At 40.1% G+C, this 17576-nt stretch carries 16 protein-coding genes; 13 read left to right on the forward strand and 3 right to left on the reverse strand.

Annotated elements, in window-relative coordinates; genetic code table 11:
• The first annotated feature begins 10 nt into the window (after window positions 1-10).
• The 6 genes from I8752_RS02650 to I8752_RS02675 all read left to right on the forward strand — a co-directional run bounded on the left by I8752_RS02650 (window position 11) and on the right by I8752_RS02675 (window position 7080).
• Window positions 11-1147 (forward strand): glycosyltransferase family 4 protein, encoded by a 1137-nt coding sequence (locus tag I8752_RS02650; RefSeq protein WP_214430783.1) that lies wholly within the window; start codon window positions 11-13, stop codon window positions 1145-1147.
• A gap of 166 nt (window positions 1148-1313) precedes the next feature.
• Window positions 1314-2315, forward strand: coding sequence for a glycosyltransferase family 2 protein (locus I8752_RS02655; protein ID WP_214430784.1), 1002 nt, complete (start codon window positions 1314-1316; stop codon window positions 2313-2315).
• Window positions 2316-2376: 61 nt separating this feature from the next.
• A complete protein-coding gene (locus I8752_RS02660; RefSeq protein ID WP_214430785.1) occupies window positions 2377-3369 on the forward strand; it encodes a glycosyltransferase family 2 protein in 993 nt (330 codons plus the stop codon).
• 140 nt (window positions 3370-3509) lie between these two features.
• On the forward strand, window positions 3510-4712 hold the full coding sequence (locus I8752_RS02665; protein WP_214430786.1) for a glycosyltransferase family 4 protein: 1203 nt from the start codon (window positions 3510-3512) through the stop codon (window positions 4710-4712).
• Window positions 4630-5595, forward strand: a complete 966-nt coding sequence (locus I8752_RS02670; protein WP_214430787.1) for a glycosyltransferase — start codon at window positions 4630-4632, stop codon at window positions 5593-5595. The genes I8752_RS02665 and I8752_RS02670 overlap by 83 nt, the downstream gene beginning before the upstream one ends.
• 45 nt (window positions 5596-5640) lie before the next feature.
• Entirely contained in the window at window positions 5641-7080 is a 1440-nt protein-coding gene (locus I8752_RS02675; RefSeq protein WP_214430788.1) for an O-antigen ligase domain-containing protein, read from the forward strand.
• Between the two features lie 256 nt (window positions 7081-7336).
• Here I8752_RS02675 and I8752_RS02680 read toward each other — a convergent pair whose 3' ends face one another.
• A complete protein-coding gene (locus I8752_RS02680; RefSeq protein WP_214430789.1) occupies window positions 7337-9070 on the reverse strand; it encodes a fasciclin domain-containing protein in 1734 nt (577 codons plus the stop codon).
• 1867 nt (window positions 9071-10937) lie between these two features.
• Here I8752_RS02680 and I8752_RS02685 point away from each other — a divergent pair.
• Together I8752_RS02685 and I8752_RS02690 are read left to right on the forward strand one after the other, a co-directional pair.
• Window positions 10938-12284, forward strand: a complete 1347-nt coding sequence (locus tag I8752_RS02685) for an NF038130 family PEP-CTERM protein (protein ID WP_214430790.1) — start codon at window positions 10938-10940, stop codon at window positions 12282-12284.
• A 67-nt stretch (window positions 12285-12351) separates the two neighbouring features.
• Window positions 12352-12564 carry a hypothetical protein gene (locus I8752_RS02690; protein ID WP_214430791.1) on the forward strand — a complete coding sequence of 71 codons (213 nt, stop codon included), beginning with the start codon at window positions 12352-12354 and terminating at the stop codon, window positions 12562-12564.
• A 128-nt stretch (window positions 12565-12692) separates the two neighbouring features.
• On the opposite strand, the gene tsaB is transcribed toward I8752_RS02690, so the two are convergent.
• Both tsaB and I8752_RS02700 read right to left on the reverse strand, forming a co-directional pair.
• On the reverse strand, window positions 12693-13349 hold the full coding sequence (gene tsaB, locus I8752_RS02695; RefSeq protein WP_214430792.1) for a tRNA (adenosine(37)-N6)-threonylcarbamoyltransferase complex dimerization subunit type 1 TsaB: 657 nt from the start codon (window positions 13347-13349) through the stop codon (window positions 12693-12695).
• A 136-nt stretch (window positions 13350-13485) separates the two neighbouring features.
• A complete protein-coding gene (locus I8752_RS02700; protein ID WP_214430793.1) occupies window positions 13486-13734 on the reverse strand; it encodes a Ycf34 family protein in 249 nt (82 codons plus the stop codon).
• 85 nt (window positions 13735-13819) lie between these two features.
• On the opposite strand from I8752_RS02700, the gene I8752_RS02705 reads away from it, so the two are divergent.
• The 5 genes from I8752_RS02705 (at window position 13820) to I8752_RS02725 (ending at window position 17192) form a co-directional block, all read left to right on the forward strand.
• Window positions 13820-15091, forward strand: a complete 1272-nt coding sequence (locus I8752_RS02705; RefSeq protein ID WP_214430794.1) for a tRNA nucleotidyltransferase/poly(A) polymerase family protein — start codon at window positions 13820-13822, stop codon at window positions 15089-15091.
• 193 nt (window positions 15092-15284) lie between these two features.
• Window positions 15285-15800: a hypothetical protein gene (locus I8752_RS02710; RefSeq protein ID WP_214430795.1), complete on the forward strand. Its 516-nt coding sequence runs from the start codon at window positions 15285-15287 to the stop codon at window positions 15798-15800.
• Complete coding sequence (locus tag I8752_RS02715) at window positions 15793-16188, forward strand: type II toxin-antitoxin system death-on-curing family toxin (protein ID WP_214430796.1); 396 nt, start codon at window positions 15793-15795, stop codon at window positions 16186-16188. The genes I8752_RS02710 and I8752_RS02715 overlap by 8 nt, the downstream gene beginning before the upstream one ends.
• A gap of 608 nt (window positions 16189-16796) precedes the next feature.
• Window positions 16797-16982 (forward strand): hypothetical protein, encoded by a 186-nt coding sequence (locus I8752_RS02720; protein ID WP_214430797.1) that lies wholly within the window; start codon window positions 16797-16799, stop codon window positions 16980-16982.
• A gap of 9 nt (window positions 16983-16991) precedes the next feature.
• Window positions 16992-17192, forward strand: coding sequence for a hypothetical protein (locus I8752_RS02725; RefSeq protein ID WP_214430798.1), 201 nt, complete (start codon window positions 16992-16994; stop codon window positions 17190-17192).
• The last annotated feature ends 384 nt before the right edge of the window (window positions 17193-17576 follow it).

Below are 17576 nucleotides of genomic sequence, written 5' to 3' on the forward strand. Positions count from 1 at the left end.
CAAATTTTATATGAATTATCAACTACTCGACCGAAAAATGATTTGTCACTGCTCTCAAGCTGATATTAGAGGAGGCGGTGGTATTGAGACTTATATAGCTTCTTTAGTATTTTCTCAAATTCCTGGAATCAGTCATCGTACAATCGCTGACTTGAAAAATGTCGATCAAAGTCAGTTTGAGTTGCTGCACGTTCACGATCCAGATATGTTAATGGATTTGCGCCTGGAATGTCCGGCAATATTTACTCTGCACAATCACTCTAGTTACTGTCCTAGCGGTACAAAATATTTAGCAGATCGCGGCAGACTTTGCGATCGCCCTATGAACTTTTTAGGATGTACTTGGGGACATTTAATCGATGCTTGTGGTAGCCGCCGACCGCAAAATATTCTTCAAGACTGGTGGAATGCTTACCATCCTTTGGAAATACTGAAAAAACTCAAAATTCCTGTAATTGCTAATAGTGATTATGTGCGACAGCAAGTCATTATGAGTGGTTTATCGCCTGAGCGAGTGTTCACACTCCGCTGTGGTGTTCAGTCACCTAAGAGTGCTACTGCACCTTTAAGTTGGGAAACTCATCAAAATCAGCGAATTTTGTTTGCTGGTCGCATCGTTCCTTACAAAGGCATTGAATGGCTAATTAAAGCTTTAGCAAAAACCGATTCGCAAATTCATCTCGATATAGCTGGTGATGGTTGGGGTAAGCCAGCTATGGAAAAATTAGCACATCAGATGGGGTTAAGCGATCGCATTACTTGGCATGGCTGGTGTAATGGCGACAAGTTAGAAGCACTTTATCAACAGTGCTTTGCCGTGGTTTTTCCTAGCGTTTGGCCCGAACCAGCCGGTCTTGTAACTCTAGAAGGCTACGCTCGTTATCGTGCTGTAATTGCCAGTGCAGTTGGTGGAATACCAGAACATATGCGAGATGGCGAAACGGGTATTCTTGTAACACCAAATGATATTCAACAATTAGCTGCTGCCATCAACGAACTAGCATCAAACTATCAAAAAAGCCGACATATGGGTGAAGAAGGTCAAGCTTGGTTCCAAAAGGAATTTACTATCGATGTTCACGTTCAACAGCTAGAAAAAATTTACGAAAGAACTATCGCTGAATTCCATGCTCAATCAAGGAAATAACTGATACAAAATTTTTCTTAATCATTCTTTTCTTTGTGTACTTTGTGTAGTTCGCGGTTCCTTACTCTATATTTTTTCAACGAACCGTAAAGAGCGCGAAGAGAGGAAAATAAAGAGAAGATACAAGCTTTTATTTTTGTCAATTATTAAAACACAAAAATCAATAATGCACAGCCAAACACCAAAAATTGTAGTTATTACACCTGTCAAAAATGAAGCATGGATTTTAGACCGCTTCTTATCTGTTACTAGTCAATTTGCTGATTACATCATTATCGCTGACCAAAATTCCACAGATGGCAGTCAAGCTATTTGTAAAAAATATCCAAAAGTTATCTTAATAGAAAATAAATCAGAAAAATTCAACGAAGCCGAACGACAGCTATTGTTAATTCGGACAGCAAGAGAGTTAATATTAGAACATAAAATAATCTTGGCTTTGGATGCTGATGAAATATTAGCTGCTAATGCCATCAAAACCCAAAGCTGGCAAAAAATTCTTGAAGCCAAGCCAGGAACAGTATTATTTTTTGAAAAACCAGATTTATTTATCACAACCCATCAATGTATCAGAACTGGTATTCTGACACCTCTTGGTTATGTTGATGATGGAGCCGAACATCAACCACAATCTATTCATAGCGTCAGAATTCCCATGCCGGAATATGCTACAAGGTTGCATATTCATGATATTAAAATTCTGCACTATGCTCTAACTCGTTTGGATGCACATGCTTCAAAAATTCGCATGTATAGTGTTATCGAGAATGTATTGGAAGTTGGTAATACCATTGGTAGAAGGTCTCGTTATACCTCAAAACAGGATTACTTGAAGCTTGGTAATGTCGAAACTGCTCCCAATGAATGGTTTACAAGCTGGGAAGAACAGGGAATTGATATGCATACAATTCTCAAGCAAAAATATTACTATTACGATTTTGAAGTTCTTCATTACTTCCATAAATACGGATTGCATCGCTTTTGGATGGAAGATATTTGGAAATTTGATTGGGAAGCTTGTCGTCAATATGCTAAATCACAAGTGATGCTTGATATCCCAAATTGTAAAATTCCCAAACAATCTAAATTATTGAATTTAATTGCGGATATTAGTGCTAAATCATATGCTCAAACCAGAGCAATTTTAAGCTATTTTAAACTGATTTAGAAGTTGAATTTTAAGTAGAACATTGGCAAATATAGTGAATATCAGTGATAATTAATAAAATATGTTTGAGAGTAGTAAATTAAACGAACCGCTGGTTAGCGTTATTATTCCTACCTATAATAGACCAGAGTATTTGCAGCAGGCCATCGCCAGCGCTGTTCAACAGACTTATCAAAATATTGAAATAATTGTTTCCGATAATTGTAGCTCTGAAAATCCAAGAGCGATCGTTGAATCTTTTGGCGATCCGCGGATCAAATTTTGGCGACAAGAACGAAACATTGGGATGCTTGCTAATCAGGTGTACGCCTGCAAAATAGCGCGAGGCAAATACCTTGCTAGCCTCCACGATGATGATATGTGGAACGAAGACTTTTTAATAAAGCTAGTACCACATCTCGAAGCAAATTCCGAATTAATTATTGCTTTTTGCGATCAATATATCATCGATGCCCAAGGCAAAATCGATCGCGCTTTAACTGAAGAAAATACAAAAGCTTACAAGCGAGACAAATTAGCACCAGGAGTTTACCAATCTTTTTATAAAATTGGCTTAGTAGATAAAAGTATACCCACCGCCGCAGCTTGTGTGATTCGCAATAATATTATTGATTGGGAGAGTATTCCTTCAGAAGTTGGTGGAATGTGGGATTTATATTTAACCTATCTTTGCTGTATATCTGGTTATAGTGCCTACTATTATCCTGAAAAATTGACGCGATATCGCACCCACGAGCAAACTGATACTATTCTCAGTGGTGGGAAGGATGCTCAAGCCAAAATTCGCAAAGCTAAAAGCGAAATGTTTTGCTACAAAATATTTAGTCAAGACCAGCGTCTAAAAGAATTTCAACCATACTTTCAACAAAAATGGTTAGAAGCTCATACAACTTTAGGTATTGGCTTACTACGAAATCAACAAACAGCAGCAGCACGTCCCTATCTTTGGCAAGCACTTAGTCAGCAAAAGTTTAACTTGCGAACTCTAGCAGCACTTACTCTTAGTTTTACTCCCCAACCTTTAGCTAATCAATTACTTGGTGTGTCTAAATAAGAAGAAATAAAAATTCTTCATGCACAGACGCAGAGAGTTTATTTCTAAAATTATTACTTTGTGTCCTTTGCGGTTCGTTTATCCAAAGTATTTTTCACAAAAAATATCTGACTGATATATCACTACAATTTTATAAATAAATGAAACTTTGCATTGTTACCCACAAACTTAAAAAAGGCGATGGTCAAGGACGAGTTAACTACGAAGTTGCTCAAGAAGCCATTCGTCGCGGTCATCAACTAACATTAGTAGCCAGCGAAATAGCACCAGAACTAGAACAAAATCCTCAAGTAAACTGGATTTCTATCCCAGTCGAAAGCTACCCCACAGAATTTATTCGTAATTTCATCTTTGCAAAAAAAAGTAGCGATTGGTTAGATCGACATCGCTCTGAACTTGATTTAGTAAAAGTCAACGGAGCAATTACTACAACTGCTGCCGATGTGAACGCTGTGCATTTTGTCCACAGTTCTTGGTTGAACTCGCCTGCTCACATTTCCCGCATCCGCCGCGATTTTTACGGCTTTTACCAGTGGTTATATACAGCTTTGAATGCCCATTGGGAAAAACAAGCATTCCAAAAAGCCAAAGTTGTTGTCGCAGTCTCTGAAAAAGTCGCCCAGGAATTAGTTAACATTGGCGTACCTCGTTCTCGCATTCGCGTCATTGTCAATGGTGTTGATTTACAAGAGTTTATCCCTGGCACAGCTTCTAGACAACAATTAGGTCTACCCAAAGACGTAACTTTAGCCCTATTTGCCGGAGATATCCGCACACCTAGGAAGAACTTAGATACAGTGCTACACGCCTTAACCAAAGTTCCGGATTTACATTTAGCGGTCGTGGGTGCAATTAAAGGTAGCCCCTTTCCACAGCTAGCAGCCTCTCTAGGGTTAACTCAACGAGTGCATTTTCTCGGATACCGTCGTGACATCGCCGAAATTATGCGGGTAGTGGATTTATTTGTTTTCCCTTCCCGATACGAAGCTTGCACGTTGGTATTGTTAGAAGCCCTCGCTTCTGGATTGCCCGTAATTACTGCCACGGCAACCGGCGGTGCTGAAATCGTCACACCAGAGTGTGGCATCGTTTTGCCCGACACAGACAACATTGATGCTTTAGCAGCGGCGTTGTTGTCTTTAACAAGCGCTCCTTCACTAATGCAACGTATGGGTAAAGCAGCGCGTACAGTAGCAGAACAACACAGTTGGACGACTATGGCACAAACCTATGTAGATTTATTTGAGGAGTTAATCAAGAATGAGGAACACCGTTCTCATACCAACTTATCGCCGTCCTCTGGATCTATCACGCTGCCTTTCGGCGCTACAAATGCAAACTAAACCAGTCGATCGCGTCATAGTAGTTGTTCGCGATACGGATAATGAAACTTGGCAATTCCTCTCAGAATTCAAAGCGCAAAATCTACCATTGCATACTGTCAAGGTGACACAACCGGGAGTAGTAGCAGCCTTGAACGCTGGACTGGCAGCAGTAGAAGGAGATATTCTTTCAATTACTGATGATGATGCTGCACCCCATCCTGATTGGTTAGAACGAATTAACGCTCACTTTATTTTTGATAGTTGCATTGCTGGCGTGGGTGGACGCGATCGCATACACCGCGATACCAAAATTGAAGATGATTCCCGCCAAGTAGTTGGGAAGTTGCAGTGGTTCGGACGAGTAATTGGCAATCATCACTTAGGAATAGGAAAACCCCGCGAAGTTGATGTTCTCAAGGGCGTAAACATGAGTTTTCGTACCCAAGCAATTGAGCAACTACGCTTTGATGAGCGGATGCGCGGCACAGGAGCACAAGTACACTTTGAAATGGCATTCACTCTAGCTTTAAAACGAGCTGCTTGGAAGATGATTTACGACCCTAGCGTTGCGGTAGATCACTATCCAGCACAACGTTTTGATGAAGACCAGCGTCATAATTTTAATGAAATTGCTTTTATTAATTTAGTTCATAATGAAACTCTCGTTTTATTAGAGCATTTACCACCTCTACGTCGGGTTGTATTTTTGCTCTGGGCCATATTAGTCGGCACAAGAGATAGTTTCGGTTTCATACAATGGGTGAGATTTTTACCCAGTCAAGGCCAACTAGCAACTAAAAAGTGTTTGGCATCATGGCGCGGACGTTGGCAAGGATGGCAGACATATCAACAATCCAAAATTAAAAATTCCAAATTTAAGCTGGCATCGCGATCGCAATAACCAAAATAAGACTATTAAATCTAACCTTCTTAATTACGAATTTATATGATTTCTAACCAAGTACTTTTTAATAGTTTTTTAAAAGCAAATTTTTCTCCTAAAGAGCGATCGCAACAAGGTTGGATAGTCATCCTCGGCTTAGTATTCCTGTCAGTAGCTTGCTATTTCGCTGGTGCTGCTGCCATGCTGCGCCTGCTTTATCCAGCAGCAGCCCTGATTGTCGCCGTGTTTTTATACTTGCGGCATCCTATCCTCTACATTGGCTTTAATTGGTGGGTATGGTTTCTCACACCTTTAGTTGCGCGTTTAGTTGACTATCGAGTTGGCTGGGACCCCACCCGTCAGATGCTTATAGCGCCTTATTTAGTGTCTTTTGTAAGCATAGCCACCTTTTTACGATACCTTCCTAGTGCGTCTCGTCAGGGAGGCTTACCTTTTATTTTGGCTGCTTTAGGAGTATTCTATGGCTTTCTAGTCGGTATAATTTCTAATCAACCGCTTCCTGTTGCACGTGGTTTATTGGATTGGCTGAGTCCGATTGTTTTTGCTTTTCACTTATATATGAACTGGCGAGATTATCCTAGCTATCGCCAAAACATGCAGCGCACATTTTTTTGGTGCGTGTTGATTACAGGAGTTTATGGTGTCTATCAATTTGTAGTAGCTCCTGAGTGGGATCGTTACTGGCTGATAGAATCAAAACTATTTACAAGTTCTGGAAATCCCGTACCCTTTGGGATGCGCGTGTGGAGTACAATGCACTCAGTCGGGCCGTATGCAACTGTGCTGCAAACTGGTCTATTGTTAATGTTCACCGATCGCCAAGGATTTTTATCTTTTCCCGCTTCCGCGTTTGGCTATTTGTCATTTTTACTTACCCAAGCACGTAGTAACTGGGGAGGCTGGTTACTCGGAGTGATTATGATTTTCGTGTCAGCCAAGGCACGTATTCAAATGCGTTTGATAGGCATAATTTTGGTAATGGCAATGTGCGTTGTGCCATTAACAACTATCGAGCCTATTTCTGAGGTTGTAGCAGATCGAATGGAAAGTTTTTCTAATCTGCAAGAGGATAGTAGTTTTAGAGATAGGTCGGGAAACTATGACAGAAACCTCAGTTTAGCTTTAACTAATGGTCTTGGTAACGGTTTAGGAAACATTTGGAAGGTCAACGAAAAAACTGGGAAAATCGAGGTTTTTGTAGTTGACAGCGGCATTTTAGATATGTTTTTCACCTTGGGCTGGTTTGGAGCTCTTCCTTATATGGGTGGATTAATCTTGATAGTATTTAGCGTATGCAAGTATACAGAAGCTCGTTTTGATAGTTTTGTCAGTGCAGCCCGCGCTATTGGTATAAGTTCTTGTGCACAATTAATTATTAGTAGTGGGATGCTGAGTGTGATGGGTATGATTCTTTGGGGATTTTTAGCTATGGCTATGGCAGCGCATAAGTATTATCAGCATCAAGGAATTACTACTAAATAACTGGATAGGGCTAGAGGCGATCGCTATTTAGTTTCGATATGCCTAATTTATAGATTATGATAATGGGCGATCGCTTTTCTCTACAACTTTTCCACTCTCCAGACTCTCAACTGCAATGTATAACAGCCGATAGAATCTAATCTCACTCAATTGTATAAAGAATCCCACCCGTTGAATGGGTGGGATTCTGTATCAATTACAAGTGTGCTATTTCCCCTTAACCAAGATATATGCTGGTTAAGGCTTGAATTCTTTACTAGAAGTTGAAGCCAACTCCGAGTTGCAGCCCGATATCAGTATCATCCAAAAAAGCTGCGTTTACAGCACCTGTGGCTGTAAAACGAGAACCTAAAGGAATATCTATACCACCAGTTGCTAGGAATCCAACATCAGCACCGTCATCAGTTTTAATAGCTACGCCAGCACCTAAGTAAGGAGATATCGGGAATGTTCTGTTACCTGTGGGATTTACCGAGCGTGGGTTAAAATCGAAAGTCAGGGGAACCAGAACTACTGTGCCGTCACCAAAAACTGCCGAAGGTCGCGCTGATATAGAGCGTGTCAATCCAATTTTGCTAATTACTGAAAAGTTAGTGTCACCGAGAGCTGTGTCACCACCACTCAAACCAATGTTGCCTGCAACCCCAATATAGCTTGAGCCACCACGGGTCGCTCTACCTGGCGTAACCTCATTACCAGTTCCCGGTTGTGGCTGCTGACTGACGTTAAGGTTCGGTGGTATCAGGACTGCGTTGATTGGATAGATAACACCATTGCTGGCTTGCACACCAGGTTGTAGAACTTGAGCATTGTTTACCGAAACTTGATTAGTGGCGCTATCAACTTTAATGTTCACAGATGCGTCTTCAGCCGTCTTCACTTCTCCTGTGGAGAGTTGACTGGCAGTTAGTTCAGCAGGAACTACGTGATATCTCAAAATCTTAATCAAAGTTTCTCTATTCTCTGGCTGTTGTAACTGCTGTAAAGTTGCAGCAGGCAAAGCAGCAAATGCTTCATTGGTGGGAGCAAAAACTGTGTAAGGCCCTGGTTGTTTGAGAACATCTGTTAGACCTGCTGTCTCTAATAAAGAAGTCAGGGTTGAAAAGGAATTGCTAGATGATGCAAGAGAAACAATGTCACTGGAAGTTTGGTTACCGCCAGTATTTCCACCTGCTATATAAGTAGCAGCAGGTACATTGCTACCAAGAGCCTGTAACTGTCCTTGCTTAACCAAAGCTTGATACAAAATCGCTGCTGCTTCAGCACGAGTCAGCGAAACTTGTGGATTAAGTTGATTTACGTTGGGGTAGTTGACAACAATCCGGGCTTGTGTGGCTGCTGCAACATTATTAACGGCGTAGTTCGGGATCGCTGATGCGTCTGTGTAATAAGTACTGTTAATAGTTGATGCATTGTCGTTAGAACTCAAACCCAAACCACTAGTCAAAGCAACTAGCGCCTGAACCTTAGGAATTTGCTGATTGGGCTGAAATAAATCTCCTGGATAACCTGTCAAAAATCCAGTTTCATAGGCTTGTTTAATTGCACTTGCTGCCCAATAGTTGGCAGGAACATCTCTAAATCCACTAGAACTTAATTGCCGAACTGGGTTTTGGTTAAAAGCTTTTTGAATTAATGCGGCAAATTCTGCGCGAGTTACAGATTGATCGGGTTTAAACGTACCATCAGGAAAGCCAGTAATTACACCTCTTTGGGCTAAGGCTTGGATAAACGGAAGCGCCCAGTAATCTGAGCTAACATCAGTAAAATTAGAAGTTGAAGTTGTCGATGGAGTTGTGCTTGGTTCTGTAGTTGGAGTTGTGCTTGGTTCTGTAGTTGGAGTCGTACTTGGTTCTGTAGGTGTTGTACTTGGTTCTGTGGTTTGCGCTGAGGCAATAGTAGCAACTGTTAGGGGAGCAATTGTAGCTGCTGCCATTCCTAAAACTAATAAAGTTGTGCTTGTTGAAGACCAACGAAAGAAATTAAGCATGAAAATATTCTCCTGAAAAGTTAGAGCAATTTAAGCAAGTACGAGTAGATTGATTAGCTATTGGCAAACTCTGCATGATGCAAGGCTGAATAGGAAAAAAATTTAGAAATATTTTTTGTTTCATCTTGACATCAAAAGCATACATGTGAGACGTTGACCTTTTCTTATAAATCAACACTTGCGATCGCATAGTCCTGTGCAACAGCTGGAAAATGCATACAACACAAGTTGAGCGGTTCCACTACTTGCGCCATTAGCAGAAAAATATGTATTGGATATTCTTCTCTTCATAACTGTGGAAAAAGGCAGATACCGTCAAGTTGGGTCGGCATGACATCTAGTAGTACTTGAGAGAAGAATCGATCGGTCATATACTAGCTAAGATTTTCGGGTTATCATCTCAGTCGCGCAACTAGCTAGAGGTTAAGTTTTCAAAAAAAACTTTCAACCTTTAGATAGAAGACCGTAATGACAATTTTGAAATCAGTATACAATAAGTTGGCGATCGCGCTTAAATTTTTCCAGTATATTCAATCAAAGTTTTCCAATTTCTCAGCTATAATAGCGACCCTTGCAATCAATTAATCTGACTTTACTTCTGCGGTCATGATTAGTTGCAAACCGCCTGCTATTAGCTCTTCTTTCTGCTCTTCGTCTGATTCATTATTAATTAATATAAGTCTCCTTGTTTACTATTTTCTAGTAGTGGTTAAAATATCAGTTGAATTCGCTAAAACAAAATTTATTTTACAGTAAAATAGCAATATTTTTTCAATCTTACTTAAGATAGACTTTCATTGAAATACATATTATTTATTCTCCCGACAGAGAATAAAGTTTATATTATTAAAAAGCTTGTTATCCGAATATAAATGAAAGTAGTTGTCACCGTAAGACTTGAAGTCGCTCTTAGTTGAGAAATTACTGTCGAAGGTGTAATATAGTAACACTAACTATAGCGTTATTAAATAATTTGTGAAAATTTGCGTATTAGCTGTTACCATCCATGTTTTTCACAAATGAAATTGGATTTGCTATAAAAAACAGTTAAGCTGCTACGTTTTTAAAGCCTACATTGACCAAAGTTGACTGTTGACAGTTAACAGTCAACTCTCAACAACCACTATGAGTATTTCTGAAAATTAAATGCGCTTTAGCTTAGTGCCTTGAGTCTTTACCTATGGGCATTGATACGGAAAATTAAAGACACTAATCATTTTGCAGGTTAATTTGATGTCTTGATATTTTCTAAAGCTCTAACAGAGTAATGCTTTCAGCCGTTTCAGTGATTCTTGAGAAGTGACGTTTTTCATAAGCTTGCATACAACTAGAGCACCGATAACCGTAAAACCGAGTAATGCAGAAGGTTTTGGTACAAACGCAGTTGTATAACTCTGAGTCTAGGAGTCAGTGCCAGTGTGAAATGTTTTGTCAATAGTATTATTGCGATCGCTTAAATCTACTGCTGCAAAACTAAAGGCATAGTCAATCTTACCCTCAAGCTAAAAAGTTTTAAATAGTATTTTGTCTGTGTGCTGTATGAGCTTTGTCTTTTATACAGTGTTTCTATCTTAATTTAAGTTATTTAAATTACTAAACGCTAAAAACCAATCATGTAATTATACTTAGAAAAAACAGCAAAATATTTGTCATCTTTTCATTGATAATCTACGGCAGCTTTACCTAATTACGGCTTCGCCTTTCTTAAACTGGGTTTGTAATGTGCAAATACCAAACATGGCTAAAAATGTCGGTTGCACTTTTCAGCACTTGCATTCTCAACAAGCCCAAGCCTGTAGTCAGATCGACCCAATTCTAGAAGCAAACACAGTATAGGAAATTACCTCAACCATAGCGGAGACTTTAAATGAAAAAAACTTTCCAGACACTTGTAATTGGTGCTTCAATGGCTGTTGGCGTAAGTGCGATCGCCAATGCCCCAGCACGCGCAGTAGACTTTACTTTTAACAATCTCAACGAAATCAATACCTATACAGGTGGCTCAAACGGTACATTTATTCGTGGAGATGCAACAGCTGCTGCCAAAGCCCTCAAGGATAAAAATGCTAGTTCCAACGTCGAACTTTGGTACAGTACCGAAAATCCTACTTCTAACGTTGGCTTCACTGCTAAACAAGGAAAAGACAGCGCAACTGTTAGTAGTGTTACGGCTAGCGACTGGAATAGTTTTGGTTCGCAATGGCTAGGTGATTTATTAAGTAGTTACACACCATTTCAGTCTGTGTGGAACGGATTTTCCGACAACACCAAAGCACAAGTAACCAGTTATTTTCCTTTACTAGGAATGGGAGATCCTAACATTGGTGGCTTCCAATTCGGTCAAAATGGAGGCGTAGAACTGCAATTAGTCGGTCACTTGGATGTAAAAGCCAAACTGTCCAGTACTATTTCTACTCAGATTTCGGACACCTGGAATGGAATGAAATCACTGTTTCCCACACAGACAACTCCACCAACTCTTTCACAAGTGGAAACTCTGATTCCACAAATGCAAACACAACTAGCAGCACTACCAGGACAGATTACAACACTGCAAACACAACAGGACACAGTTTCTGGACAGATTGTAACACTGCAAACACAACTAGCAGCAATTCCTGGACAGATTGCAACACTGCAAACACAGCTAACAGCAACTTCTTTACAGATTACAACACTGCAAGCAAAGCTAGCAATAACTACAAACGCAGCAGACAAGAAAACACTGCAAACTCAAATCGATCAAGCGACCGCTCTCAAAACTCAACTGACAGGCCAAATTACTCAAGCGAACACTCTTAAAACTCAACTGCCAGGCCAAATCACTCAAGCGACCGCTCTCAAAACTCAACTGACAAACCAAATTGCTCAAGCGAACACTCTTAAAACTCAACTGCCAGGCCAAATCACTCAACTTACATCTTTTAAAGACATACTAACCCTACAAGCTACATTAAACGGATACCAAGGTGAAATAGGTGCTAGTGAAATTGCTAAGGTAGTTACTGGCGGTAAAACTTACTACGCTTACAGCTTTAACCCCACTGCATCTGGTATTACAGCTTCTGATGACGGCGTATCCTACAGTGCGATTTACACTTGGAAAACACCTGGATATTCAACTAGAGTACCAGAACCCTCTGTAGTACTTGGAATTTTGGGTGTTGCTGGAATTGTTGTTACACAACGCAAGTTAAAAAAAGTATCCAATTGAGACTACGGTTTCCATCCAAAAAATAACTAAAGGAGCGTAATGCTCCTTTTTTTTGACAAAATTTTGATTGTTATTCTGTAAGATTAATGTTTTTAACTTAGTTATAGCCGTAGTCACACCCTTTAGAACAATTGCGATTGCTCAAAGCCTTACAGCAACTAGGTTTTTACTCAGCAACGCCACTTGCGTGACTGTCGGGGAACCCGCCCAACGCAGTGGCTCCACCCTGCGGGAAGCCGCAGAAGCGTCTACAGCACTCAGCACTTTGCTATATCTCTAAATACTGTCAATATTTAGTACATATATAGAAATTTCCGAAAAAATACTGTCTAATAATTCGTGCCAAGTATTGTGATATATTTAAGATGCTTTATAGGATTTTTATCTTCCTACAGTGACAGAAGATAATTAAACTTCTACTGGATGTTGCCCATAGTATGGCAAAGCCTCTGACCAATTGGGACGCTTACCTTGTTGCCATTCTAAATAAGCCAGTTCTAAGATCCTTGTCACTGTTGCTGCTAAACTTGATTTTGCTTCAACTAGTTGATAATCGGTATTCCAATTAGCTAAAGTTTCTTGCCATACTTCTGGTGTCAATACAGTATCCGGTAATAAGACTGTAATTTTAGAGGCATCTGGCTGAGGCTGATAAATAGCAGCAAAAACTTTACCTCTTTGTGCTGGCATTTCCACGGCAATTGCTTGTCCTTTTTTACTTTTACTTTCTTCCGCCCATGCTACTGCTGCCAAAGTGGAAATAGCAAATACAGGAATATCTAACTGTTGCCCTAAAGTACGGGCGATGACAACACCAATACGAGTTCCAGTAAAACCACCAGGGCCTTTAGCTACTGCAATAAACCTTAAATCTGCCCAAGTTTGTGGTTGGATGAAGTCAACTAAATATTGATGTACATAACTAGATAAATCGCGTCCTAAATTCCAAACATCAGAGCGAGTGTCGCCTGCAAAATTACTAATTGCTAAACCTAATTCGGGTGTAGTAGTGTGTAGTGACAAAGCGTATTTTTTAGTTGCCAGAGATTCCAATTCAGTTGTCAAAGTCAGTTAAAATATTTATTTTTCTAGAGTTGAGTTGATTTATTTAACCACATAATACTTAACTTATAATCGCAAAAATATTTACGACTACTACATCAAACGGCAGTAGTCGCCTTGAAAATGCACCCACAAGCTATCAGGTCGGCACTAATTCACCAGGACGTAAGTTCGACCACTTGCCCATTTCCCGCTTAAAGCTAAGACAACCAACAACATCCCATTCCATTTCAATGACATCCTCTTGGGTACGGATGTTAACATTAATCGAAGGTTCATTAGGATCGAAATTAGGGGTTTCAGTTAAATGGGGCTGTTGATGCTGCGTTTCTACGGCGTGATAGGTTACACAGCGGTCTACATAGTGGCAGTTCACGCAAATACACATAATAGAACCAACTCCAGGAACCTTTATTGTTAATCTAGCTTAAGCACAAGCTTTATTCACTAGCTACAGGTTGATTTTTATTACAATGCATGGCTCAGTTCCTTCTACCTTAGCTCCCGAAAATTGGCCTTTTAGCTTAGAATGGTTGCCGCAACCAGCTTATATGGTAGGTGGTGCGGTGCGGGATGCGCTCCTTGGCAGAACTCGTGAATATCTGGATCTAGATTTTGTGATACCATCTGATGCTGTCAAGGTAGCAAGAGCGATCGCCCGTCATTACCAAGCTGGTTTTGTATTGCTCGATCCCGAACGGAAAATCGCCCGTGTAGTATTTCCCCACGCTACAGCGGACTTTGCCCAACAAGAAGGAAATAACTTAGAAACTGACTTGCACAGACGAGATTTTACAGTAAATGCGATCGCTTACAATCCTCACACCCAAGAAATTATCGATCCTCTACAAGGCTATGCAGATTTAGAACAGCGTCTGTTGCGAATGGTATCGTTAACTAACCTAAAAGACGACCCTTTACGGTTAATGCGAGCTTATCGCCAAGCCGCCCAACTTGGTTTTACCATTGAGCCAGCTACCCAAAGTGCAATTCGTTCTTTAGCATCACACATCACTCACGTAGCCGCAGAACGAGTGCGGGTAGAAATTGGCTATTTGCTAGCAAGTCCTCAAGGTACTCCTTGGATAGTAAAGGCTGGAGAAGATGCTTTAATTGCGCCTTACTTCAAAAACGCTACATGCGAAAGCTTCAATAAATTGGCATTAGTTGACACAGCAGCCACCTTACTTACAGAAAATTGGCCGCAATTAGGGTTGGAATTGGAACAATATGTACGCGATACAGTCAAAACTACTTGGTTAGGTATTGCAAAACTTGCTTGTCTTGTTCATTCAAACCCAGAAGTGGCAGAAATTGAACTGCAAGAACTTACTTATAGCCGTGCAGAAATTCGTGCTGTCACCACTGCTTTGAAACTGTTCTCGCAGCTAAAATTAACCAATATGTCTTTGCGAGAACAGTATTTTTTGTTCCGAGAAGTGGGTATTGTATTTGCGGCTACAGTAGTGTTAGCCTTGGTAGATGATACTCTGGTAGAGGCGATGTCTGGCAACAAGTCGCTACGCGTCTACGCACCTTTGATACGCCGCTACCTGAACCCTGATGATCTGGTCGCTCATCCCACTCAATTAGTGAGTGGTAAAGAATTAATGATAGCATTGAATATTCCGGCTTCGCCACTGGTAGGAGAACTGCTGACAGAGATTGCTGTAGCACAAGCTGAGGGAAAAGTCTCGACACCAGCGGAGGCGACAGAGTTTGCACATCAGCTACTTGATGGTTAAGTTCCTGCTAATAACATAAAAGTTTGCATTTCTTGGTTAAAGTGATTTGAGGAGATACACATAACTTAATAAGTTAAGTAGATAAAAGATGCTACACAGCTTCATACTCCCACAACAAACAATCTCAAGTATTCAAGAGCGGTTAGAAATACTTGAGAAATGCCTGAATAACGCTAACATACAAGATGAAGCAATGGCTAAGATACTTGAGTTGGCTAATAGTAGGCAAATATCTCTCGGTCAGCTTAGGGAAGAGTTTAGACAGTTTTTGCAAAAGTTTAATAAGCTTACTGAGCTAGCTGATAAGTTTAATCTAAAAGTAGAACAGGGTGAAATAGTAGTTCTGCTTTTTGTCAGATTAAATTTTCTCCTAAAGGAAATTGTAGACCAGTACTGGGAGTTCTTTCTCGATGAAGATAGTAAAGAAGTCCTTAAAGGACTAACAGTAACTTCTACAAATTTTTACATGGAAATAAAAAAAAATACTGACCTAAAAAATTTTCAAAAAGATGATAGCTACATTGTTTTAGAAACATTGAAACATGTAATACTATCACTTATCAAAGCTAGTTTACGAGTTAAAGCATTATCTGAACAAGAGGTTAATGCACTGAATTTAGGAGATATCACTCCTCAAGAATCGGAAACTATGCTGACTTCTTTAGCATCTACACAAAAATGGGATTGGGTTTACAAAAATCTTGCTTAGTCCTAAATTCATTGAAAAACAAGATGTTTTAAGTATACATAAGAAGCAGATTAACCTATATGGTGGTTCATTAGGTATACGCGACGAAGGCTTGCTAGAATCTGCTATTTCCCAACCTAAAGCAACTTTTGGGGGACAGCTTTTACATCCTACAATCTTTGAACAAGCAGCAGCATACCTATTTCATCTCACTAACAACCATGCTTTTGTAGATGGTAATAAGCGAACTGCTTTTGATGTCATGGTAACATTTTTGAATATGAATGATTACGACCTTGCTATGGCACAACCAGAAGCTTATGAATTAATAATACAAGTTGCCGAACACAAAGTTAGAAAGGAAGAATTGACTGCAATACTGAAAAACTACATTGTAGAACTCTTTTAGAGTCTCACTAAATATAAAAATTATTAGTCGAAAGTTGAAGTTTCAGCATCTTTTAGCATTAATTCAGCGATTAAACACCTAATATTCACACTTCTTTCTTTGAGTAAGCAGTCGCATGATTCTCTCATTTTCCAGTAAATCTGGATTTTGCCCACTACTCTAGGACAGATAGCGAAAGACACAAATTCTAACTTTAATATAGCCAAATTAAACTAGTTTTCATCTATACTTTTTAGTGAGAGAAGTAAAAAAAATAAAGATTTTCTAGACAAAACTATATTATGTACATCCAGATGGCAAATTAGTTTTACTAAACAATAATTTATTTGTGTTTATTTAGTCATGTTGCCGAAACCCAAAAAAAATTGGACACCTGAGCATTGGGCGAGTTGGAAGCCCTTTGGCATTGGCGAACAGTACCCGAATAACTATTGGGAAGTCTAAAGATTCTAATTAAAACAAGGGTTTTCAACCTTTTAACCTTCTTTACTACTCACTTACTACTCAAAAGCACTATTTTTGAACAGATTTTCAGCCACTTTGAGAGGCGATCGCACTACTCAAATACTACTCATTGCAGAGATGAGACAAAAAGGGAATTTTGACCAATGACTGAAGATTACACGGTTTATGCACATGAAGAAGATGTTGAAGACTGCCCAGAGTGCAACGGCGAAGGAGAGCGTGATTATGGGTTATGTCATTCGTGCGGCGGTACAGGAATTGTAGATCGCTCGCCTGGCGAAAGCTTTTACGAGGTTGAAAGTATCCGGGTATACCCCAATCCCCAGTAACTTACTAGAATGAATCAACCAAAAATAACTAATTGCCCCAAATGTGAGGGTACAGGTCTACACAAACGCAAGAAGTGCGACCTTTGCGGCGGAGATGGCTGGGTTGAACTTGAAGAAGCCACCGAAGAATTGAGGTGTCTTTGGAGCAAGCAAGATTTGGGGATACTCACTGATGAGGAGTATCAGCGGCTAACTGAGTTAGGTTACTAGTTACTCACCGCCAATTATACAAAGACTAGCAGTAAAAGTCTGAAATGCTTAATCTACAAGGACTAGATTCCCAGAGTTTGGCTGTACCTGGTATTGCCAATCCCCAGTCCCCAGTCCCCAGCAACCTGTGTAAAGTGAATCCCCGTGCGATTCGTTGTAAGTGAATCCCGGTATCCAGTCCGTAAATAAACTTACCAACTCTTACGAGTTGAACTCTCAACCAGATGTAGGTGAAAGTCCTACCCGCCAGGTTCAGGCGTGACTCCTTACCTGCCCACACCGAGCAAGCTCGATTCTTGCAGAGTGAAGCTGGGAACAGGACGCAATCAGACAATCGCTATGGATTGACACTGGCGTTAATAGGGAGCTTCCACGGTGAAACAG

It is taken from the genome of Dendronalium phyllosphericum CENA369, from assembly GCF_016056275.1.
Classification (GTDB): Bacteria; Cyanobacteriota; Cyanobacteriia; order Cyanobacteriales; family Nostocaceae; genus Dendronalium; species Dendronalium phyllosphericum.